Raw genomic sequence first — 19,582 nt, 5'->3', positions numbered from 1 at the left:
GATGGAATTTGATCTCCATATGGCTCTCGTGATTCTGGCCGCCGCAGCCGCGACCTTCGCGACCCGCATCGGCGGCTACATCATGATCACCAAGATGAAGCGCATTCCGCCGCGCATGGAAGCGGCCCTGAACGCCGTGCCCGCAGCCGTGCTGACGACGCTTGTCGCACCCGCCTTCTTCATCGGCGGCTGGGATTCGAAGCTGGCGCTCGCCGTCGCCCTCGTCATCGGCCTGCGCTCCTCGCACACCTGGATGCTCGTGACCGCCTGGATCATCGTGATGATCTGGCGGCACACGATCGGTCTCTAAACCGCGGGCCGGATATCCGGCCGCTCAGTATTCCAACGGCAGCGTCGCATTCTCCAGCCATGCCTTGACGTCATGGTCGTGGATCAGCGGCATCAGCGCCTCGCGCGTCTGGCGGTGGTATTCGTTGAACCAGTGCAGCTCGTCATGCGTCAGCAATTCAGGAATGACGATGTTGCGATCGATCGGGCAGAAGGTCAGCGTCTCGAAGCCGAACATTGGCATGTCGCCGCCATCGATGGCTTCGGCCTCCCGCACATAGATCAGGTTCTCGATGCGGATGCCGAAATGGCCCGGCCGGTAATAGCCCGGCTCATTGGAGAGAATCATGCCGGGCAGCAGCTCCTGCGTCGAAAGCCGCGAAATGCGCTGCGGCCCCTCGTGAACCGAGAGGTAGGAGCCCACGCCGTGGCCCGTACCATGCGCGAAATCGGCCCCTGCCCGCCATAGAGCGATACGCGCCAGCGGATCGAGGTCGCAGCCGCGCGTACCCTTGGGGAAGCGCGCCGTGCTGATCTGTATCATGCCCTTCAGCACCAGGGTGAAGAAGCGCTTGTGCTCTTCACCGACGGCGCCGATGCCGACCGTACGGGTGATGTCGGTCGTGCCATTGGTATATTGCGCGCCGGAATCGATCAGGAAGAGCTCACCCGGCTGGATATGCCGGTCGGTCGCCGTCGTCACCCGGTAATGCATGATGGCCGCATGTTCGCCCGCACCCGAGATCGTGTCGAAGGAAATATCCTTCAGCGGGTTCTGCATGCTCTGACCCAGCCTGGCGCGGGCCGCTTCCAGCCGTTCGGCAGCGCCAATTTCGGTGATCGTGCCCGGCTTGCTCTGCGACAGCCAGTAGAGGAATTCCACCATGGCCGCGCCATCCTGCAGATGGGCTGCGGCCGAACCGTTGATCTCCGTGCTGTTCTTCACCGCGCGTGGCAGCTTTGCCGGATCGGCACCCTCGACCACTTCGCCGCCAGCCTTGCGGCTGATCTCGGCAAGCGCATAGGAAGCGATATCGGGATCGATGAGGATACGCCCGCCATCCTTGGCGACTGCAGCTAGCTTCTCATCCAGCAGCGAGGGCGCAAGCTGGACGGCGATCTGCGCGAGATAGGCTTCCGGCTCGATGCCGGTCTTGCGCTTGTCGAGAAATATCTCCGCCTTGCCGTCGGCATGGATGATGGCGCGCGCCAGCGGATGTGGCGTATGCGGCACGTCGGCGCCGCGGATATTGAAGATCCAGGCGATTGAGGACGGATCGGCGATCAACACCGCCTTCAGGTTCTTCTTGCCGAGGTCGGCGGCAATGGTCGCGATCTTGTCTTTCGCGAGAACACCAGCCTGCGCGACATTTTGGATGGTGACGGCGCCGAGCGGTTCTGCCGGCCGGTCGGTCCAGAGCTTGTCGAGCGGATTATGCGGCAGGAAGATGAGCGAGCCGCCGATCTCCGACAGCGCCTTTTCGAGCTTGCGCACTTCGGCGCCCGAATGCAGCCACGGATCGATGCCGAGCTTCAGCCCCTTTTTGCCATGCGCCGGAAGCCACACGTGCGGCGGCTCGTTGACGAGATCGCCGCCGGTAAAGACCGAACCGTCCACTTGCTCGGCCAATTGCGTCACGTAGCGGCTGTCGACATAGACGATCGCTTCCGTCCGGGTGATCAGCGCAATGCCCGCCGAGCCGGTGAAGCCCGTCAGCCAAGAGAGCCGTTCCGCACAAGCAGGCACATATTCACCGTTGAACTCATCGGCGCGCGGCACGAGGAAGGCATCGATACCGAGCGCGTCGAAACTGGCGCGCAGTGCGGAAACCCGTTCCCTGCCGAACTGTGGCGTGGAGGTGACTTCGAAAGACTGGAACATGCTGGAAACCCGAATGAATGAAACGAATCCGGTTAATGGGATAGCAGCCATGTTAGCGAAATTTCAGTCATTGGGGAGAAAAAGCGACGCGAAGCGGCTGGAAAGGCTCGGGCGCCCAATAATTTGGCAGAAATGTGTCTCGATGGGGGAAACTGGCACGCTTCATGCATTGCGCGCATGGCTGCAATGAAACAAACCCTCTGCCACTGCATGACGGAATAGCTATATACGGCTCATCGAACGGTTCACGACGAACCACCAACAAAGGATTTTTGAAATGACCGCCTCGCTCTCGCGCTTCGCTTACAGCAGCCCGGTACAGGCTGGCGAACGCCAGACTGTGCGTCATATCATCGGCGCCCGCCGCCCGCAGCATGAGGACAGCCTCAAGGTGCTCGCAGCAGGCCAGCGTTCTACGCGCCACAAGGGCGCACCGAGCTACGCATTCTGAGCTTAAAGCCTTTCCGATCCTCCTCCCTCCACCGGACAGGCCTATCGGAATGCAGTAGTGCCCGCTTGAGCATCCTCCTCCTTCGAGCTCGCGGGCAAGACCGGATTTAAATGCCGGTCCAAGGCGGTGCCTCTGGCACCGCCTTTTTTCTTGTCTCTATTCCGGGGAAATCAGGGGCGATCCAGATGGATCGTTACCCAGCCATTGCGCCAGATGGTGCGCACGTGGCGAAGCTTCGCGCCGCTATAGGCGGCAATCACCTTCCAGCGCTGACTGGCGAGAATGCCCGACAGGATCACCGAGCCACCCGGCGCCAGATGCGCCACGAGTTGCGGCGCCATCTTGATCAGCGGCCGCGCCAGAATATTGGCGATGATGAGATCGAACGGCCCGTTCTCGGAAAAGGCCGTCGAGTGGAAGCCCGGTGCCGTCACCGTGCTGATGCCGCTGGCAATACCGTTGCGGCGAACATTCTCGGCCGCAACGCGGACAGCGATCGGGTCGATATCGGTTGCGAGCACCGAAATGTTCTTGAGCTTGCGCACGGCAATCGCCAGCACGCCGCTGCCCGTACCAAGATCGAGCGCATTACGCACGGTGCGCGCCCTGACCACGCGGTCGATCACCTCAAGGCAGCCGGCCGTCGTGCCGTGATGGCCGGTACCGAAGGCCTGGCCGGCATCGATCTCGATGGCGATGTCGCCCATGCGCACCTTGTCGCGGTCATGCGAGCCGTGCACGAGGAACCGCCCTGCCCTGACGGGCTTCAGCCCCTCCAGCGATTTGACCACCCAGTCCACATCCGGAATGACCTCGCGCGACAGCGCAGCATCCGGGAAAGCGTCCTTCAGCGCCGCTTCGATACGAGTGCGCACATCCGCCTCTTCCTCCGCCATCATGTAGACGGAGGCTTCCCAGACATCTTTCTTCTCGTCGATCTCGGTCGTGCCAATGGCAAAATCTTCTTCACCGAAGACCTCGCTCAGAAGGTCGAGGATGTCCTCGGCCTGCTTTTCAGTCGTCGACACATAAAGGCGGATTTCACTCACGATAGGCAATCTTTCCGGTTGCGTCGCCCGCTGCCGGTTCCAACATATTCAGCTGCCGGTCATCCCTTGGCGACGAGATTCTCAAGCTTCTTTATCGCCGTATCGGGGTTTTCGCCATAGGAGATCGTTCCCGCAAAACGCCCGGCCGAATCGAGCAGGAAGACCGAGGCGGTATGGTCCATCGTATAGTCGCCGTTTGGGTTTTTCTCATCCACGGGCACCTTCTTGGCATAGACGCGGAAGCCCTTGATCACGTCGGCGATCTTGTCCGGCGAACCGGAAATGCCGGTGATACGCTTGGAAACGTTGGAGACATACTGGTCCATGATCTCAGGCGTATCGCGCTCGGGATCGACGGTCACGAAATAGGCCTGCAGCTTGTTACCCTCCGGATCGACCTTCGCCATCCAGCCATCGAGCTCGAAGAGCGTCGTCGGGCACACTTCAGGGCAATGCGTGAAGCCGAAGAACAAGGCGGTGGGCTTGCCGCGCAGGGCCTGCTCCGTAATCGGCTGACCTGTCTGCGATACCAGCGTGAACGGCACCCCGAACGGCCCCTCGGCCACCACTTCTCTCGTCCGGCTCTGGTCCAGCGTGAACCAGCCAAGCACGCCGGCAAGCAGCAGCACTGCGATCCACACGGCGATACGGAAATTCTTCATTGCGTGATCCTTGCTCCGGCAGCGGATGCCCCCATCCGTTCGTTCGCTGATTATAGTCACGATCGCAGGCGCGCAATTCAAGAATGCGTTTTCTGACCCGTGATTAATTGTCCCACGATACTCAAGTGACGCCGGCCAGGAACGCTTTGCGCCAAATCGACGAAGATGTTCTGCGTATCGACGGTCATGTTAAATCAATCGTAACCTCTGCGCGCGAACAATCAGTCAGACTGAACGAGATCAATACAGCCATCAGCCAGATGGATCAGGCGACGCAGAAGAATGCGGCAATGGTGGAAGAAACGAACGCCGCCAGCCACACTCTCGCAAGCGATACAGAAAACCTGACGCAGCTGGTACGGCAGTTCAATATCGGCGAGGGCATGAACGCCCGTCAAACGCCGCGAGAAGCCCCCGCAGCCTCGCATCCGAAAACCTCACCCGCACGAAGCCTCATCGGCAAGGTCGCGGGCGCCTTCACGGGCGGCTCTGCCGCCAGGACACTCGCCTCTCCGGCCGGAGACAACTGGGAAGAATTCTGATCATGAGCAACGCCATCAAGCAGTCGGGCGCCTACCTCGAAATCGTCTCGTTCCACCTGGGCGACCAGGAGTTCTGCATCGATATCATGGCGATCCGCGAAATCCGCGGCTGGGCACCGGTGACCCCAATGCCGCATACCCCGCCCTACGTCCTCGGCCTCATCAACCTGCGCGGTGCCGTGATCCCGGTCATCGACATGGCCTGCCGCCTCGGCATGAAGATGACAGAACCGTCAGAGCGTTCCGCCATCATCGTCACCGACATCGCCGGCAAGCTCGTCGGCCTGCTGGTCGAACAGGTCTCCGACATGATGACCATCAAGAGCGAAGACCTGCAGCCGCCACCGGAAATCATCCCGGAAGCCCAGCGTGCCTTCTGCCGCGGCATCGTCGCGCTCGAAAAGACCATGGTCTGCTTCCTCAACCTCGACACCGTCATTGCCGACGAGCTGGCTCGCGAAGCGGCCTGATCTCTCCTCATATTCGGAATTCAAAGGCCCGGCTTGCCCGGGCCTTTTTTATTGCGGCTTCCCGTTCTTCCACACCACATCCTGCCCATAGAGCGGGATCGTCGAAATCGACATCTTCGCCGAGCCATCCGTCACCTGTCGCGAATGCGCGAGATAGATCAGCGTATTATTGGCCTTGTCGTAGATGCGGTTGACGGCAAGCGTCTTCCAGATCAGTGACATGCCTTGGCGAAACACCTCGCTGCCGTCCTTGGACATATCGATATTGCCGATCTCGATCGGCCCCGTCTGGCGGCAGGCGATGGAATTGTTTGAAGGATCTTCGAACCAGTTGCCGTTCTTGAAACGGTCGATGAGGCTGCGGTCGAAATAGGTGACATGGCAGGTCACGCCCTTCACCTCAGGGTCGGAGACCGCCTCGATTATGATGTCGTTGCCGATCCAGTCGATCCCGACCTTGCCGACGACTTCCGCAGAAGTCGCGCCTGCGGAAACGGTCAGGAACGCTGCAGAGAGGAAAAGATTGCGCAAAGCGGACATGGCAACTCCCGTGTTGATCCGGAAGCTAAGATAAGAATGGCCGGACCCTTTGCAAGAAAGCGCCTGAGCCTTGCAGGAAAGCAAAAATCACGCCTTGCGGCAGGTGCAGGGCTCGTAGCCCGCAGACGTCAGCCGGCCGGGCTTCATGCCGATCACAGCGGGAATGGCGGCAACCGTCGCGGCCTTAACGGCCTTCGCCATCTCGATTGCCGCTGCCGCGCAAACGGCAGCATCCTCGGCGGCATTATGGTGGACGAAACGCAGGCCGAGATGTTCGGCAATCAGGTTCAGCCGGTGCGACAGGAAATGCGGCCAGATGCGCTGCGCCATCTTCAGGCTGCAGAGATAGGTCAGCTCCGGATAGGACTGCCGGTAAAGATCGAGGCTCGCCCGCCAGACGCTGAAATCGAAGGCGGCATTGTGGGCGATCATCGTCGCACCCCGGAAGTCGTCAACAAACTCGTCCATGACTTCGGGGAATTCAGGCGCATCCTCGACATGCTCGGGGCGAATGCCGTGGATCGCGATATTCATGCCGGAAAAGCGCATGTCGCGTGGGCGGATCAGCCGCTCCTCGACCCGCGTCACCCGCCCGTCTTCGATCCAGGCAAGGCCGACCGAGCAGGCACTGCCGCGCTGTTCGTTGGCTGTCTCGAAATCGATGGCGATGGTCTTCACGGGCAGATATCCGAATCGTCTGTCCTTATCGGAATAAAGATAGCCGCTTCCGAAGGCAAATCCTGACCTGTTGACATCTGCACGCAAATGGCGAAACTTCCGCCATGATCAACTCTGTGGCCCACACCCATCATCTTATCACCACGCCCCTTGCAGGGTACGCGGGAGAGATGGTGCGTCACTAGAGCCGATCATTCCCGAAAACCCTGCCGAGGCGAGCAGGGTTTTCTGAAACTCCGCTCTCCTCTTTTTGAAACCCAAGGAGAGCATGATGTCAGTCAATCAGGATACCCCACCCGAAAAGCCTTCTATGAAGGGCCTCAGCGTTCGCGCCCTGCGCGTGAGCGATGCCGAAGCCGTCACCGAACTGTTGAACCTGCCGGGCTACCGCGCCGGCACGCTGCGCCCGCCCTTTCAAAGCATCGACGCGGTGCGCAAGCGCATGGAAAACCTCTCGCCCGGCGCGCTCAATCTCGTCGTCGAACTCGACGGCAAGCTCGTCGCCAATGGCGGCATGACCCGCTTCGAGGGACGGCGCCAACATGCCGCTAGCCTCGGCATGGGTGTGCACGACGATTTCACCGGTCGCGGCGTCGGAACCTTCCTGATGGCCGCCATGCTCGACGCTGCCGACAACTGGCATGACATCAAGCGGATGGAATTGACCGTCTATACGGATAATGATGCGGCTATCCGTCTCTACGAGAAGTTCGGCTTCGAAAAGGAAGGCTTGCTCCGCTCCTTCGGCTATCGCGACGGGCAATATGTCGATGCCTATACGATGGCGCGGCTGAGGGTGTGAAAACTCTCCTCCGTCATGCTCGGGCTTTGTCCCGAGCATCTGCTGCCGTTCTGTATGTTGATGCGTGGCAGATCCTCGGGACAAGCCCGAGGACGACGCCGAGTAAAAGGCCGGCCTGTCAAAAGCCGAAACCGGACGTCCCGCGCCCGCTCTCCTTCATCCGCCAATCAGCGCCAGCCACTCGTCCTCGTCCATCGTCTGGACGCCGAGTTCGCGAGCCTTGTCGAGCTTGGAGCCGGCGCCGGGGCCGGCAACGACGATATCGGTCTTCTTGGAGACGGAACCCGCCACCTTTGCTCCGAGGCCTTCAGCCCTCGCCTTCGCCTCTTCGCGGGTAAACTTCTCCAGCGAACCGGTAAAAACGACGGTCTTGCCGGCGACCGGGCTGCCCGCTGTCACCGGCTGTTCGGCCTCCTGCGGCGTCACCTCGTCGAGCAGGCGGCCGATCACTTCGATATTGCGCGGCTCCTTGTAGAATTCGACGATGGCACGCGCCACGACCTCACCAATACCTTCGATGGCGTTGAGGTCGTTCCAGGCATCACCCGAAAGCGCTGCCGCCTCCTTCATCGCCGTCGCAAAGGCCTCGTAGGTATTGTAGGAGCGCGCCAGAAGCTTTGCAGTGGTTTCGCCCACATGGCGGATGCCAAGTGCATAAATGAAGCGGTGAAGGGCAATGCTGCGCCGCTCGTTGATGGCGGCATAAAGCTTGGCGACGCTGACCTTGCCGAAACCGTCGATATTCTCAAGCTTGGTCAACGAAGCGGATTGCCGCTTTTCCAGCGTGAAAATATCAGGCGCCGTACGGATCTGCAGCGCAGGATCATCGTTCTCGAAAAAGAAATCGATCTGCTTGGAGCCGAGCCCTTCAATGTCGAAGGCATTGCGCGAGACGAAGTGCTTTAGCTCTTCCGTAGCCTGCGCCCGGCAGATGAACCCGCCAGTGCAGCGGGTGACGGAATCGAGCTTGCCGGTCTTCTCGTGCCGCTCACGCACCGCATGCGAACCGCAGACCGGGCACACCTTCGGAAACTGATAGGGCTGAGCTTCCGCCGGCCGCTTTTCCATGACGACGTCGAGAACCTGCGGGATCACGTCACCGGCACGCTGCACGATGACGGTGTCGCCGATGCGGATATCGTGCTCCTCCTCGCGGATGCGTTCGCCATTGTTGCCGATGCCCTTGATATAATCCTCGTTATGCAGCGTCGCATTAGTGACGACGACGCCGCCGACGGTGATCGGCGTCAGCCGCGCTACGGGCGTCAGTGCGCCGGTGCGGCCGACCTGGATGTCGATATTCTCGACGATGGTGAAAGCCTGTTCGGCCGGGAACTTGTGCGCGGTCGCCCAGCGCGGACTGCGCGAGCGGAAGCCGAGGCGCTGCTGCAATTCGAGGCTGTCGACCTTGTAGACGACACCGTCGATATCATAATCGAGGTCCGGCCGTTCGAGACCGATCTCACTATAGTGGGCAAGGATATCGTCAACCGAACTCAGCCGCTTCATCAGTGGATTGACCGGGAAGCCCCACTCCCTGAACTTTTCGACCATGCCCATCTGCGTATTGGCAGGCATGTCCGACATCTCGCCCCATGCATAGGCAAAGAACTTCAACTTGCGGCTCGCCGTCACCTTCGCGTCGAGCTGACGCAGCGATCCTGCCGCCGTGTTGCGCGGATTGACATAGGTCTGCTTGCCTTCGGCCTCCATCTGGGCGTTGAGCGCCATGAAATCGCTCTTGGCCATGTAGACCTCGCCACGCACTTCCACGACGGATGGAACGCCCTTCGGCAGCTCGTTTGGGATTTCCTTGATGGTGCGGATATTGGCCGTGACGTTTTCGCCTGTCGTGCCGTCGCCGCGCGTGGCAGCCGTCACCAGCTTGCCATTCTCGTAACGGATCGACATGGAAAGCCCGTCAATCTTCGGTTCGGCGGTAAAGGCGATGGAATTGTCAGGCAGGCGGCCGAGGAAGCGATAGACGCTGGCAACGAAGTCGCGCACATCTTCCTGTGAAAAGGTGTTGTCGAGTGACAGCATCGGCCGGGAATGGACGACCGGCGCAAAGGTGTTGGACGGTTCGGCCCCCACCCGGCGCGACGGACTGTCATCGCGAATGAGCTCCGGAAAGCGTGCCTCGATCGCATCGTTGCGACGCTTCAGCGCGTCGTAATCCGCATCGGAAATCTCTGGCTGGTCCTTGCCATGATAGAGCGCGTCGTTACGCGCAACCTCCTTGGCCAGCCGCTCCAGTTCGATGGCAGCGTCTTCAAGGGTCAGGTCCTCAACAGCGACGGATTCGGTCGACATGCAGCTCCACTCCAGAGAATCTGCAATGGTTTTAGAGCAAAATTCCGCGATTGAAATAGCACCGACGTTTGGAATTTACGGCCGGGCGTTGCGGAGTCTGATGGCGCTCACATGTAATGTCGTGTCCTGCAGCGCCTTCACCGGCATAAGACTGTCGACGACCTTAAGCTCGATACCGCGTGGTGCAAATTCCCGGTCGAGGCCGGACAGAGCCGTGAGCGCGAGCGGTACGACATTCCTCCGCGACACCCACATTCCCGCGTCCTGCAGATCCTCGAAACCCTCCGTCGGCATCTCGTAGCGGTGGATGGTCTCGGCCTGCAGTCGCTCCAGCCAGTCTCGCTCGACATAGGCGGCACCCCGCCAGTCCCCGAGCAGGCGGCGATCCTCGTGCGATGTCTCCGGCTTTGCCCAAACAACGATGCGCGGGCAATCGCGCGGGAAGAGATACATGAAGTCGTGAATATCATCGATCGCCCAGACGAGCGGCCCGTTCAGCCACTCCCGGCCGGGCGGCCGTCCGGACGAAATGCGAACCGGGCGCGGTTCGAAGACCGCAATGCCGGGATCGTCGCTGAAATGGAAAAGCCGCATACATGGACCTCACCAGTGGTGAGGTCAGATAACCCAGCGCTTCGCGCTTGTCACCACCGGTGAATACCTAGCCGTTACCTGCCAGCAGCCGCGCAGCGGCCGCCCTCGCCTCTTCCGTCACGGAAGCGCCGGCCAGCATGCGTGCGATCTCTTCTGTACGGTCCTTGTGAGCCATAGTGGCAACGCGCGTGGCGATCTTGTCGGAGCCGTCGCCGGACGGTCCCTTGGAGATCAGGAGATGCGTGGCGGCCCGCGCGGCCACCTGCGGCGCATGAGTGACGGAGAGCACCTGCACACGCTCGGAAAGCCGCTTCAGCCGCTGGCCGATCGCGTCAGCCACGGCACCACCCACACCAGTGTCGATTTCGTCAAAGACGAGGGTCGGCGCCGAACCGCGATCGGCAAGCGCCACCTTGAGCGCCAGCAGGAAGCGCGAGAGTTCGCCGCCCGAGGCCACCTTCATGATCGAGCCCGGCCGCGTGCCCGGATTGGTCTGGACATGGAATTCGACGACATCGATACCTTCGGCCGTCGCCTCCTCCGTATCGGTAGTGATCTCCACCATGAAGCGGGCGCGCTCGAGCTTCAGTGCCGGCAGCTCTGCCATGACGGCCTGCGCCAGCGCATCGCCCGCATGGTGACGCTTCTGCGAAAGCGAGCGGGCGGCCGCATCATAATTCGCCTTGGCGACCCCGACTTCCGCCTCGAGCTTGGAGAGACGCTCTTCGCCGGCATCGAGATCGGCAAGATCGCTGATCATGCGCACGGCGAGCGCCGGAAGCTCGGTGACGGGAACGGAATATTTGCGGGAGGCAGCGCGCAGCGCAAACAGCCGCTCTTCGACGCGCTCCAGTTCCTTCGGATCATATTCCGTCTTGCGCAGTGCCGCCTCGACTTCCATCTGCGCGTTGGAGAGCTGGTCCAGCGCGGCGTCAAGAAGCGCTACGGTGTCTTCCAGCAATCCGGGCGCCTCATGGCTCTTGCGCTCGAGACGGCGCACCAGCGAGGCGATATGCGGCACGGGAGAGGCATTGCCGTTGAGGAACTCGGAAGCCTCGGCAATATCGCCGGCAATGCGCTCCGCCTTCATCATCTTCTGGCGGCGGTCGGCAAGCTCGTCTTCTTCACCATCGCGCGGTGAAAGCTTTTCGAGCTCTTCGACGGAGGAGCGCAGATAATCCGCCTCACGGGAAGCCGCCTCGACCTTCTCGCGGTGTTTCTTCAGCGTACGCTCGCTGTCGCGCCACTGGCGGTAAAGTGTCCCGACGCCCTGAACGTCATCGCTGATGCCCGCAAAGGCGTCCAGCAACGTTCTATGGGCGTTTGTATCGACGAGCGCGCGGTCGTCGTGCTGGCCGTGGATCTCGACCAGCATCTGGCCGGCCTGACGCATCAGCTGCACGCTCAGCGGCTGGTCGTTCACATAGGCCTTTGTGCGGCCATCTGAGGATTGCTGTCGGCGAAAGATCAGGTCGCCTTCGTCATCGATGCCGTTTTCGCGCAAGAGCTTGCGGGCACCGTGATCCATGCCGACATCGAAGACGGCCGTCACCTGGCCCTTGTCCTCGCCGTGGCGCACGAGGCCGCCATCGCCGCGCCCGCCAAGGGCCAGCGATAAACTGTCGAGCAGGATGGATTTGCCCGCACCCGTCTCACCCGTCAGCACGGAGAGGCCGGTCTCGAAGGCAAGATCCAGCCGCTCGATCAGAACGATATCGCGGATCGAAAGCTGGATCAGCATTGGCCTCAGGAACCGAGAAGGAGTTTCTTGCCCGCTGCGGCGATCCACGAACCCTTGTTTTCACGCGGCTCCGCGCCACCCGACTGCAGCAGTTTATAAGAATCAGCATACCACTGGCTGTCGGGATAATTGTGACCGAGAACGGCAGCAGCAGTCTGCGCCTCCTCGACGACACCCATCGCATAATAGGCTTCAACGAGACGGGCGAGCGCCTCTTCGACCTGATTCGTGTTCGGGTATTTCTCGACGACAATGCGGAAACGCGAGATCGCAGCGAGATATTCCTTGCGCTCCATGTAGTAACGGCCGACCTGCATCTCCTTGCCGGCGAGCTGGTCGCGCGCAAAGCGCATCTTGGCCTGCGCGTCGTCGACATATTCGGAGTCGGGATAGTTGTCGACGACGGCCTGCATCGCCTCGATCGTCTTCTGCGAGGCGCGCTGGTCCTGCGTCACGTCGACGATCTGCTTGGAATAGGTCAGGCCCACGAGATACTGCACGTAAGCGGCATCCTTAGACTTCGGATACTGCGCCATATATTTGTTGCCGGATGCGAGCGCGTCGTCGAAGCGGCCCTGGCGATACTTGACGAAGGTGCTCATGACGAGCGCCTTGCGCGCCCATTCCGAGAAGGGGTTCTGCGCATCGATCGCATCGAACTTGCGCGCCGCCTCGGCCATATTGCCGGCCTTCATGTTGGCGAGGCCCTGCGTGTAGAGCACGTCAGGCGGATCGGTTTCGAGGCCGAGCTTGGTGATGTCGATATCAGGGTCCGACTGGCAGCCGGAAATCAAGGCACCTGCGCTCAGCACCATCACGGATGCGAGCAAAGCACGCGCTGTCTTCATCATCATGTCAGACCTTGCATAAGCCATTCGAAAGAATCCCACCGCTGCCGTCCACTCCACGGCAGCCACGCCTAGCTGGCGTTTCTAGCCACAAATACCTATCAAGAGCAACGCAATGATCACGCATTAACGCATTTTTGTGGCAGCACCGCCGAGAATGTCGGGCTTTTCACCGGCATTCGAAGCGGCAGCGGCTAAATATATGCCGCAAAACATCTATCGCCACGCATCCGCCGCCTCTCCATAAAAAAACCGCCCCCGTTAGGAGGCGGCCCTGGCCTTAATTGGTATACTGGAGGTCATGCCGACCAGGGGGCGAATTCCGGAGCGCTGACTGCAATGAATTCGCGAACGGCAACGCGCTGGCGCGGCGTCGAGGTCTCGACCACTTCATAGGCCGAGGGATCGCTGAGCAGTGCCTTGAGAGCGTTGGCATTCATCTTGTGGCCGCCGCGATAGGAACGGTAGCAGCCGATGAACTGTGCGCCGGCAAGCGCCAGATCGCCGACGGCATCGAGCGTCTTGTGACGCACGAACTCGTCCTTGGCATAGCGCAGGCCTTCGACATTGATGACGGTATTATCGTCGGAGATGACGACGGAATTTTCGAGCGAAGAGCCGAGAGCATGGCCCGAAGCCCAGAGACGCTCGACATCACGCATGAAGCCGAAAGTGCGCGCACGCGACAGCTCGGCCTTGAAAACGGTGGCAGTTAGATCGCCTTCCCACTTCTGACGGCCGATCAGCGGGCATTCGAAATCGATCTCGACTTCGAAGCGCGTGCCGTCATAGGGGCGGAACTCGCTCCAGGAACCACCATGCTCGATACGTACAGGCTTGGTGATGCGGATATAGCGGCGCTTGACGCCGAGGGAAACGAGGCCGACCTGTTCGATAGCTTCGACGAAGGGAACCGAGCTGCCATCCATGATCGGCATTTCAGCGCCGTTGACTTCGATCACGACATTGTCGAGGCCGAGAGCGTAAACGGCTGCCATGACATGTTCGATCGTCGCGACGGAATGGGCCGGCGAGAAGCCGAGAACGGTGCAGAGATCGGTATTGCCGACCTGCGAGGAAACAGCCTTCAGTTCGGTAACGTCACCATTGTCATGGATGCGCTGGAAAATCACGCCGGTGCCGGCTTCGGCCGGATTGAAGGTGATCGAAACGTCGGCACCAGAATGAACGCCGATGCCCGAAAGTGTCACCGGACGCGATACCGTCGTCTGAAAGCCCAGCAAGCCAAGTCCCATAAAATTCTGCCTTTATTCTTCCGTATCCGTTGCAGGCAACCGACCGGATCTTTCTTCTACACTGCCCGAACCGCTCGAAGCGGACTCTAAGGGCAGTTCGCTTGCTTCATACTTACGTGGACGGGCGCTGCAATCCAAATCACTGTTCGTTTCGATTTGTTACGAAATCCGCAGAGCGAAAAGCATTTAGAATTCAATCAGGTAGAAATGCAAACGCCCGGGATTTCTGCCCCGGGCGTTTTCTGTGGAGAAGCTGTCCTATCAGTTCGACTGGCGACGCAGGAACGCCGGGATTTCCAGCTGGTCGTCTTCCTGCATCATGCGGGCCTGCGGCACTGCACGGCCCTGGTCGTCAAGGTTGCCGCGACGCGGTGCGTAGAGGCTTGCTTCCGGTGACAACGGACGGCGCTGCTGCGAGGATGCAGCCGGCGCGGAGGTCATTTCCGGAGCGACTTCCTCTTCGCGGCGGCCAAGCGAATTGGTGATTCGCTTGAGCAGGCCCATCGGGCCGCGCTCTTCCTGGACGTGCGAAGCGGCAGGCTGCGAGCGATGGTCGATCTCGGCCTGGACGACCGGCGGGAAGTCCTCGACCTTTGGCATGCGGACCTGCTCAGGAGCCTGGCGGATCAGGGGCTCGTGACGGACCGGCTGCTGCTGCATGATAGGCTGCGGAGCCGGCTGCTGCATGACGGGAGCCGACTGTACCGGAGCCTGGCGCATGACCGGGGCCGCTTCAGGCGCAGAAGCAAAAATCTTGCTCTGCGGACGGAAGGTCTCCTGCATCACCGGCTGCTGCTGGATCGGAGCAGCGGCACGCGGAGCCGGGATTTCCAGTTCACGTTCCATCTCGGCTTCAGCCATACGGATGGTCTGCGCAATCTGGTCGGCCTTCGGTGCCTGCATGACCGGAGCAGGCTGAACTGCGGCCGGTGCCGGAGCAACGGCCGCGGAGGGACGGATAGCCGGCTTTGCGACCGGCTGGAACGACCGATCGGCAGCCTGGTTCATCGCGCGGTCGATACCGGTGGCAACGACCGAGACGCGGATGATGCCTTCGAGCGATTCGTCGAAGGTTGCGCCGAGGATGATGTTGGCGTCCGGATCGACTTCTTCACGGATGCGGGTTGCAGCTTCGTCGACTTCGAAGAGCGTGAGGTCGCGACCGCCGGTGATGGAGATCAGCAGGCCCTGTGCGCCCTTCATCGAGGTTTCGTCGAGCAGCGGGTTGGCGATCGCCGCTTCGGCGGCCTGCATGGCGCGGCCCGAACCGGAAGCCTCGCCCGTGCCCATCATCGCACGGCCCATTTCGCGCATGACGGAACGGACGTCGGCGAAGTCGAGGTTGATGAGACCTTCCTTCACCATCAGGTCGGTGATGCAGGCAACGCCCGAGTAGAGAACCTGGTCAGCCATGGCGAAGGCGTCGGCGAAGGTCGTCTTGTCGTTGGCGATCCGGAAGAGGTTCTGGTTCGGAATGACGATGAGCGTATCGACAGACTTCTGCAGTTCCTGAATACCGGATTCGGCCAGGCGCATGCGGCGCCCGCCTTCGAAGTGGAACGGCTTGGTAACGACGCCGACCGTCAGGATGCCCTTGTTGCGGGCCGCCTGTGCGACGACAGGAGCAGCACCCGTACCGGTACCACCGCCCATGCCGGCGGTGACGAAGCACATATGCGTGCCATTCAGGTGATCGACGATCTCGTCGATGCACTCTTCGGCGGCTGCACGGCCGACTTCCGGCTGCGAGCCGGCGCCGAGGCCTTCGGTAACGCTGGCGCCGAGCTGGATGATCCGTTCGGCCTTCGTCATCGTCAGTGCCTGGGCATCCGTGTTGGCAACGACGAAGTCGACGCCCTGGAGGCCTGCGGAAATCATGTTATTGACGGCATTGCCGCCGCCGCCGCCAACGCCGAACACGGTGATGCGCGGCTTCAGCTCGGTGATGTCAGGCTTCTGCAGCTTGATAGTCATGGTACCAGTTCCTTCTCTCTCTGGCCGCATCGCCACGCCGGCCAATTCACTCAATTTCAAAAGCTTTCCTTCAGCCACTGGCCCATGCGGGCGATGCGGCTGTTATTACCCCCAAGCGACAGAAGCAGGCTGCTCTGTGACGCATGTGTTTCCATGTCCGCGACCTGCGGATAGATCATCAAACCCACGGCCGTCGAAAAGGCCGGGCCCTTGGCCGCCGTCGGAAGACCCGAGACACCCATCGGGCGGCCGATACGGACGTTGCGGGCCAGGATGCGCCGTGCCACTTCGGCAAGGCCCGTCAGCTGGCTGGCGCCGCCCGTCAGCACGACTCGCTTTCCGACGATCGGGCTGAAGCCCGAACGCTGGATCCGGTCGCGGATGAGTTCCATCGTCTCCTCGATACGCGCCGAAACGATGCGCGAAACCAGAGCCCGCGGCACCTGCGACGGCTGATCACGGTCATCCTCGCCGATCGGCGGAATGGAGATCAGTTCACGCTCGTCGGAAGAATTGGTCAGCGCCGAAGCATGGACCACCTTCAAACGTTCAGCATCCTCGATCCGGGTGGAAAGGCCGCGTGCGAGGTCGGTCGTCACATGATGACCGCCGAGGCCGACTGCATCGGTATGGACAAGCTTGCCTTCGGCAAAGACCGAAATCGTCGTCGTGCCGCCGCCCATGTCGATGGCCGCACAGCCAAGTTCGACTTCATCGTCGACCAGTGCGGCAAGACCAGATGCATAAGGCGTTGCAACGATTCCTTCCACCGAAAGATGCGCCCTGTTGACGCTCAGCTCGAGATTTTTGAGCGCCGAGCGCTCCGCCGTCACCACATGCATGTCGACGCCGAGCGCATCGCCATACATCGCCAGCGGATCGCGGATGCCGCGCTCGCCATCCAGCGAGAAGCCGGTGGCCAGCGAATGCAGGACGGCGCGGTCCTGGCGCAGCGACTGCTGGCAGGCTGCCGAAAGCACCTTCTTCAGGTCGTTCAGTTCGACTTCCTGGCCGCCGAGATCGATGGTTGCCGTGTAGATGTCGCTGCCGAGACGACCGGCAGTCAGATTGACGATCAGGCTCTCGACGGTCAGGCCCGCCATGCGCTCGGCCGCATCGACGGCGAGACGAATGACGCCTTCCAGCGCGTCGAGATCGGCGATCACACCGGTCTTGATCCCGCGCGAACGCTGATGGCCGATGCCGATGATCTCGATATTGTGCGTGCGGCCCGGCAGGATCTGGCTTTCCTCGCGCGGCGTCAGCCGACCGATCATGCAGACGACCTTGGTCGAGCCGATATCGAGCACCGAAACAATATGCGACCGCTTCGACGAAAGCGGCTTCAGGCGCGGCAATCCGAAATGGGATGAACCGAACAAGCTCATATATTCTGCCCCGCCTTCTTCAAATCCTTGGTGCGCGCCGTGACTGCCGCCTGTCGGCGGGCTGCTGCCTCAGGCGTCAGCTGGATCGTCGTGCGATCCGGCAACCTGAGATCGACTGCAGCGATATCGCGCTCCAGAAGCTGCTGTTCCTTGTCAAATTCCGAAAGGGTCGCGAGTGCCTGGTCGAGACCGTCTTCCGGCAGCTTGACGACGACGCCGTTGTCCATGTGCAGATCCCAGCGACGACCGGAAACCCAGACGTAAGCCTTCACACGGGCCTTGACATCGGGCCACTTGGCGAAGGCATCTTCGATGGAGGCGGCCGCCGTTTCGGCATCACGGCCGACGACCAGCGGCAGGGTCGAGAATTTATTGTCGCGAAGCGGCGCGATCACGCTGCCACTCTTCTCGATCAGCGAAAGCTCCTGGCCGTGCTGCCAGATGGCATAGGCGGCGCGCTCCGAGAGCTTCACCTCGATCGTCTTCGGATAGACCTTGCGGACTTCGACATTTTCGACCCAGGGAAGGCGCGCAATCTTCTGGCGCGCGGCATCGACATCGAGGGCGACGAGCGACGTCGCGCCATCGAGTCCGAGAAGCTGCAGAATCTCGATTTCGGAGGTCTGATTGTTGCCGGAGACCTTCACGTCCTCGATGGCAAAGCCGACAGCACTGGTCGTTGCCTGCGCGACGGCTTCCGTATGGCCGCCAAGCGACATGCCATAGAGACCAGTCGCGGCAAGGAAGCCAAGCGCGGAAACCGTGCCCGTGTGGGTCGGGATATGGATGCGGCCGCTACCGAGACTGACGAGGAAGCGTACGACGCGGCGCAGCGGACGCGGCAGCACGCGGCGTTCGTCGGCTTCCAGAACAGGAAGCTCGGCATAACGGCTGGGGCGCCCTATCCTTTTGACCGTCAACGCAAACAAGACGCGTCCTCCACCATCCACCGGAGAAATGCACCAAAGGAATATCCGGCATGGCCGGCCATTTCGGGCACAAGGGAGGTTGGAGTCATGCCCGGCTGAGTATTGACCTCCAGCCAGATGATCTCGCCGTCTTCGGAGAAACGATCGTCGTAACGAAAGTCGGACCGACTGACGCCGCGGCAACCGATTGCTTGATGCGCCCTTAATGCCAATGTTTGTATTTTTTGGTAAATTTTCGGTGAAATTTTAGCCGGCAAGACATGTTTTGAGCCACCCGACGCATACTTGGAGTCGTAATCATAGAAATTGTGGCCCTGAGGTACCACCTCAATGACATCCATGGGTTGATCACCCATCACACCGCAGGTCAGCTCGCGACCATGGATGTAGCGCTCGACGATGACCTCCTCGCCATAACGCCACTCGGCCGAGCCGATGACCTGCGGCGGATGCGCCTGATCCTCACCGACGATAACGACACCAAAGCTGGAGCCCTCGCGCACCGGCTTGACCACATAGGGCGCCTTCATCGGATGCTCCGACGGAAACGAGAAGCGATTCAGAACCTGCGATTCGGCAACCGGAACACCGGCGGCGGCGGCCACACGCTTCGCCCGGGCCTTGTCCATGGCAAGCGCAGAAGCAAGCACGCCCGAATGCGTATAAGGGATCTGCAGATATTCGAGAATGCCCTGGATGGTGCCATCCTCGCCGAAAGGCCCATGCAAGGCATTGAAGACAACGTCGGGCTTCAGGGCAGAGAGCTTCTCGGAAATGTCGCGCTCGACATCGATGCGCGTCACCTTGAAGCCTTCACCTTCGAGAGCATCGGCACACGCCTTCCCCGAAGAAAGGCTGACAGGCCTCTCCGAAGAAAATCCGCCCATCAGGACAGCTACGTGCTCGCGACTCATCAACACCCCCAAAAATAACTTTCACTCTGCCGGATCGAGGCTTACGCGGAGCTGGTCTGCGCGGTTCGTGGCCTTTGTCTGACTTGGGTGCATTAGAGCATCATTATGGTTAACGAATCGTTTACTTTCGTTAACTCCGCCTTGCCGTATGCTTCATTTTTCTGCCGTTACGATCGCTCGAATATCACCGCGAATAGGCCGCAAGCACGATGGAAAACGAAAAACCCGCGCAGAAAAACCACGCGGGTTCAATGGCATGTG

At 60.8% G+C, this 19,582-nt stretch carries 18 protein-coding genes and 1 pseudogene; 5 read left to right on the top strand and 14 right to left on the bottom strand.

The genetic code is table 11. The annotated features are described in order from the left end of the window. Window position 1 precedes the first annotated feature (1 nt). On the top strand, window positions 2-310 hold the full coding sequence (locus H4W29_RS16800) for a branched-chain amino acid transport AzlD family protein (RefSeq protein ID WP_192729914.1): 309 nt from the start codon (window positions 2-4) through the stop codon (window positions 308-310). A 24-nt stretch (window positions 311-334) separates the two neighbouring features. On the opposite strand, the gene H4W29_RS16795 is transcribed toward H4W29_RS16800, so the two are convergent. Continuing rightward, on the bottom strand, window positions 335-2,170 hold the full coding sequence (locus H4W29_RS16795) for an aminopeptidase P family protein (protein ID WP_192729913.1): 1,836 nt from the start codon (window positions 2,168-2,170) through the stop codon (window positions 335-337). A 277-nt stretch (window positions 2,171-2,447) separates the two neighbouring features. Between H4W29_RS16795 and H4W29_RS16790 the strand changes: the two genes are divergently transcribed. Continuing rightward, window positions 2,448-2,621, top strand: a complete 174-nt coding sequence (locus H4W29_RS16790; RefSeq protein ID WP_018115709.1) for a hypothetical protein — start codon at window positions 2,448-2,450, stop codon at window positions 2,619-2,621. Between the two features lie 170 nt (window positions 2,622-2,791). On the opposite strand, the gene H4W29_RS16785 is transcribed toward H4W29_RS16790, so the two are convergent. Both H4W29_RS16785 and H4W29_RS16780 read right to left on the bottom strand, forming a co-directional pair. After that, the gene (locus H4W29_RS16785; RefSeq protein WP_192729912.1) at window positions 2,792-3,670 is read right to left on the bottom strand and encodes a 50S ribosomal protein L11 methyltransferase; all 879 of its coding nucleotides are present in this window, start codon (window positions 3,668-3,670) and stop codon (window positions 2,792-2,794) included. A gap of 59 nt (window positions 3,671-3,729) precedes the next feature. Further along, window positions 3,730-4,332, bottom strand: a complete 603-nt coding sequence (locus tag H4W29_RS16780) for an SCO family protein (protein WP_192729911.1) — start codon at window positions 4,330-4,332, stop codon at window positions 3,730-3,732. Between the two features lie 125 nt (window positions 4,333-4,457). On the opposite strand from H4W29_RS16780, the pseudogene H4W29_RS16775 reads away from it, so the two are divergent. Together H4W29_RS16775 and H4W29_RS16770 are read left to right on the top strand one after the other, a co-directional pair. Next, window positions 4,458-4,874 (top strand): annotated as a pseudogene (locus H4W29_RS16775) (methyl-accepting chemotaxis protein); the annotation flags it as partial. A 2-nt stretch (window positions 4,875-4,876) separates the two neighbouring features. Then, on the top strand, window positions 4,877-5,344 hold the full coding sequence (locus tag H4W29_RS16770) for a chemotaxis protein CheW (protein ID WP_112568976.1): 468 nt from the start codon (window positions 4,877-4,879) through the stop codon (window positions 5,342-5,344). Window positions 5,345-5,392: 48 nt separating this feature from the next. Here the strand turns inward: H4W29_RS16770 and H4W29_RS16765 are convergent, their stop codons facing one another. Both H4W29_RS16765 and H4W29_RS16760 read right to left on the bottom strand, forming a co-directional pair. Next, window positions 5,393-5,884, bottom strand: coding sequence for a CreA family protein (locus H4W29_RS16765; RefSeq protein ID WP_192729910.1), 492 nt, complete (start codon window positions 5,882-5,884; stop codon window positions 5,393-5,395). Window positions 5,885-5,971: 87 nt separating this feature from the next. Next, window positions 5,972-6,562 carry a 3'-5' exonuclease gene (locus tag H4W29_RS16760; protein ID WP_192729909.1) on the bottom strand — a complete coding sequence of 197 codons (591 nt, stop codon included), beginning with the start codon at window positions 6,560-6,562 and terminating at the stop codon, window positions 5,972-5,974. 271 nt (window positions 6,563-6,833) lie between these two features. Here H4W29_RS16760 and H4W29_RS16755 point away from each other — a divergent pair, with 271 nt between their 5' ends. Continuing rightward, entirely contained in the window at window positions 6,834-7,364 is a 531-nt protein-coding gene (locus tag H4W29_RS16755) for a GNAT family N-acetyltransferase (protein WP_192729908.1), read from the top strand. Window positions 7,365-7,520: 156 nt separating this feature from the next. Here the strand turns inward: H4W29_RS16755 and ligA are convergent, their stop codons facing one another. From ligA to H4W29_RS16710, 9 genes are all read right to left on the bottom strand, one after another. After that, window positions 7,521-9,677, bottom strand: a complete 2,157-nt coding sequence (gene ligA / locus H4W29_RS16750; protein WP_192729907.1) for an NAD-dependent DNA ligase LigA — start codon at window positions 9,675-9,677, stop codon at window positions 7,521-7,523. A gap of 75 nt (window positions 9,678-9,752) precedes the next feature. Further along, window positions 9,753-10,271, bottom strand: coding sequence for a DUF6886 family protein (locus tag H4W29_RS16745; protein ID WP_192729906.1), 519 nt, complete (start codon window positions 10,269-10,271; stop codon window positions 9,753-9,755). Window positions 10,272-10,338: 67 nt separating this feature from the next. Then, entirely contained in the window at window positions 10,339-12,012 is a 1,674-nt protein-coding gene (recN, locus tag H4W29_RS16740) for a DNA repair protein RecN (RefSeq protein WP_192729905.1), read from the bottom strand. A 5-nt stretch (window positions 12,013-12,017) separates the two neighbouring features. Further along, a complete protein-coding gene (locus H4W29_RS16735) occupies window positions 12,018-12,887 on the bottom strand; it encodes an outer membrane protein assembly factor BamD (RefSeq protein ID WP_192729904.1) in 870 nt (289 codons plus the stop codon). A gap of 272 nt (window positions 12,888-13,159) precedes the next feature. Continuing rightward, window positions 13,160-14,116 (bottom strand): UDP-3-O-acyl-N-acetylglucosamine deacetylase, encoded by a 957-nt coding sequence (lpxC, locus tag H4W29_RS16730; RefSeq protein ID WP_192729903.1) that lies wholly within the window; start codon window positions 14,114-14,116, stop codon window positions 13,160-13,162. Between the two features lie 261 nt (window positions 14,117-14,377). Then, complete coding sequence (gene ftsZ, locus H4W29_RS16725) at window positions 14,378-16,090, bottom strand: cell division protein FtsZ (protein WP_192729902.1); 1,713 nt, start codon at window positions 16,088-16,090, stop codon at window positions 14,378-14,380. Between the two features lie 56 nt (window positions 16,091-16,146). Then, window positions 16,147-17,478, bottom strand: a complete 1,332-nt coding sequence (gene ftsA, locus H4W29_RS16720) for a cell division protein FtsA (protein WP_192729901.1) — start codon at window positions 17,476-17,478, stop codon at window positions 16,147-16,149. Beyond that, window positions 17,475-18,407 carry a cell division protein FtsQ/DivIB gene (locus H4W29_RS16715; RefSeq protein ID WP_192729900.1) on the bottom strand — a complete coding sequence of 311 codons (933 nt, stop codon included), beginning with the start codon at window positions 18,405-18,407 and terminating at the stop codon, window positions 17,475-17,477. Before H4W29_RS16715 ends, ftsA begins: the two co-directional genes overlap by 4 nt. Next, window positions 18,395-19,321: a D-alanine--D-alanine ligase gene (locus H4W29_RS16710; protein WP_192729899.1), complete on the bottom strand. Its 927-nt coding sequence runs from the start codon at window positions 19,319-19,321 to the stop codon at window positions 18,395-18,397. The genes H4W29_RS16715 and H4W29_RS16710 overlap by 13 nt, the downstream gene beginning before the upstream one ends. Between the last annotated feature and the right edge of the window lie 261 nt (window positions 19,322-19,582).

It is taken from the genome of Rhizobium viscosum (genome assembly GCF_014873945.1).
In the GTDB taxonomy this organism is placed as follows: domain Bacteria; phylum Pseudomonadota; class Alphaproteobacteria; order Rhizobiales; family Rhizobiaceae; genus Rhizobium; species Rhizobium viscosum.
This window is presented reverse-complemented; position numbering and strand designations above follow the sequence as displayed.

Coding starts and splice junctions, on each gene's coding strand:
- H4W29_RS16800 (WP_192729914.1), top strand. CDS start 2: ATGGAATTTGATCTCCATATGGCTCTCGTGATTCTGGCCGCCGCAGCC.
- H4W29_RS16795 (WP_192729913.1), bottom strand. CDS start 2,170: ATGTTCCAGTCTTTCGAAGTCACCTCCACGCCACAGTTCGGCAGGGAA.
- H4W29_RS16790 (WP_018115709.1), top strand. CDS start 2,448: ATGACCGCCTCGCTCTCGCGCTTCGCTTACAGCAGCCCGGTACAGGCT.
- H4W29_RS16780 (WP_192729911.1), bottom strand. CDS start 4,332: ATGAAGAATTTCCGTATCGCCGTGTGGATCGCAGTGCTGCTGCTTGCC.
- H4W29_RS16770 (WP_112568976.1), top strand. CDS start 4,877: ATGAGCAACGCCATCAAGCAGTCGGGCGCCTACCTCGAAATCGTCTCG.
- H4W29_RS16765 (WP_192729910.1), bottom strand. CDS start 5,884: ATGTCCGCTTTGCGCAATCTTTTCCTCTCTGCAGCGTTCCTGACCGTT.
- H4W29_RS16755 (WP_192729908.1), top strand. CDS start 6,834: ATGTCAGTCAATCAGGATACCCCACCCGAAAAGCCTTCTATGAAGGGC.
- ligA (WP_192729907.1), bottom strand. CDS start 9,677: ATGTCGACCGAATCCGTCGCTGTTGAGGACCTGACCCTTGAAGACGCT.
- H4W29_RS16745 (WP_192729906.1), bottom strand. CDS start 10,271: ATGCGGCTTTTCCATTTCAGCGACGATCCCGGCATTGCGGTCTTCGAA.
- recN (WP_192729905.1), bottom strand. CDS start 12,012: ATGCTGATCCAGCTTTCGATCCGCGATATCGTTCTGATCGAGCGGCTG.
- H4W29_RS16735 (WP_192729904.1), bottom strand. CDS start 12,887: ATGGCTTATGCAAGGTCTGACATGATGATGAAGACAGCGCGTGCTTTG.
- lpxC (WP_192729903.1), bottom strand. CDS start 14,116: ATGGGACTTGGCTTGCTGGGCTTTCAGACGACGGTATCGCGTCCGGTG.
- ftsZ (WP_192729902.1), bottom strand. CDS start 16,090: ATGACTATCAAGCTGCAGAAGCCTGACATCACCGAGCTGAAGCCGCGC.
- ftsA (WP_192729901.1), bottom strand. CDS start 17,478: ATGAGCTTGTTCGGTTCATCCCATTTCGGATTGCCGCGCCTGAAGCCG.
- H4W29_RS16710 (WP_192729899.1), bottom strand. CDS start 19,321: ATGAGTCGCGAGCACGTAGCTGTCCTGATGGGCGGATTTTCTTCGGAG.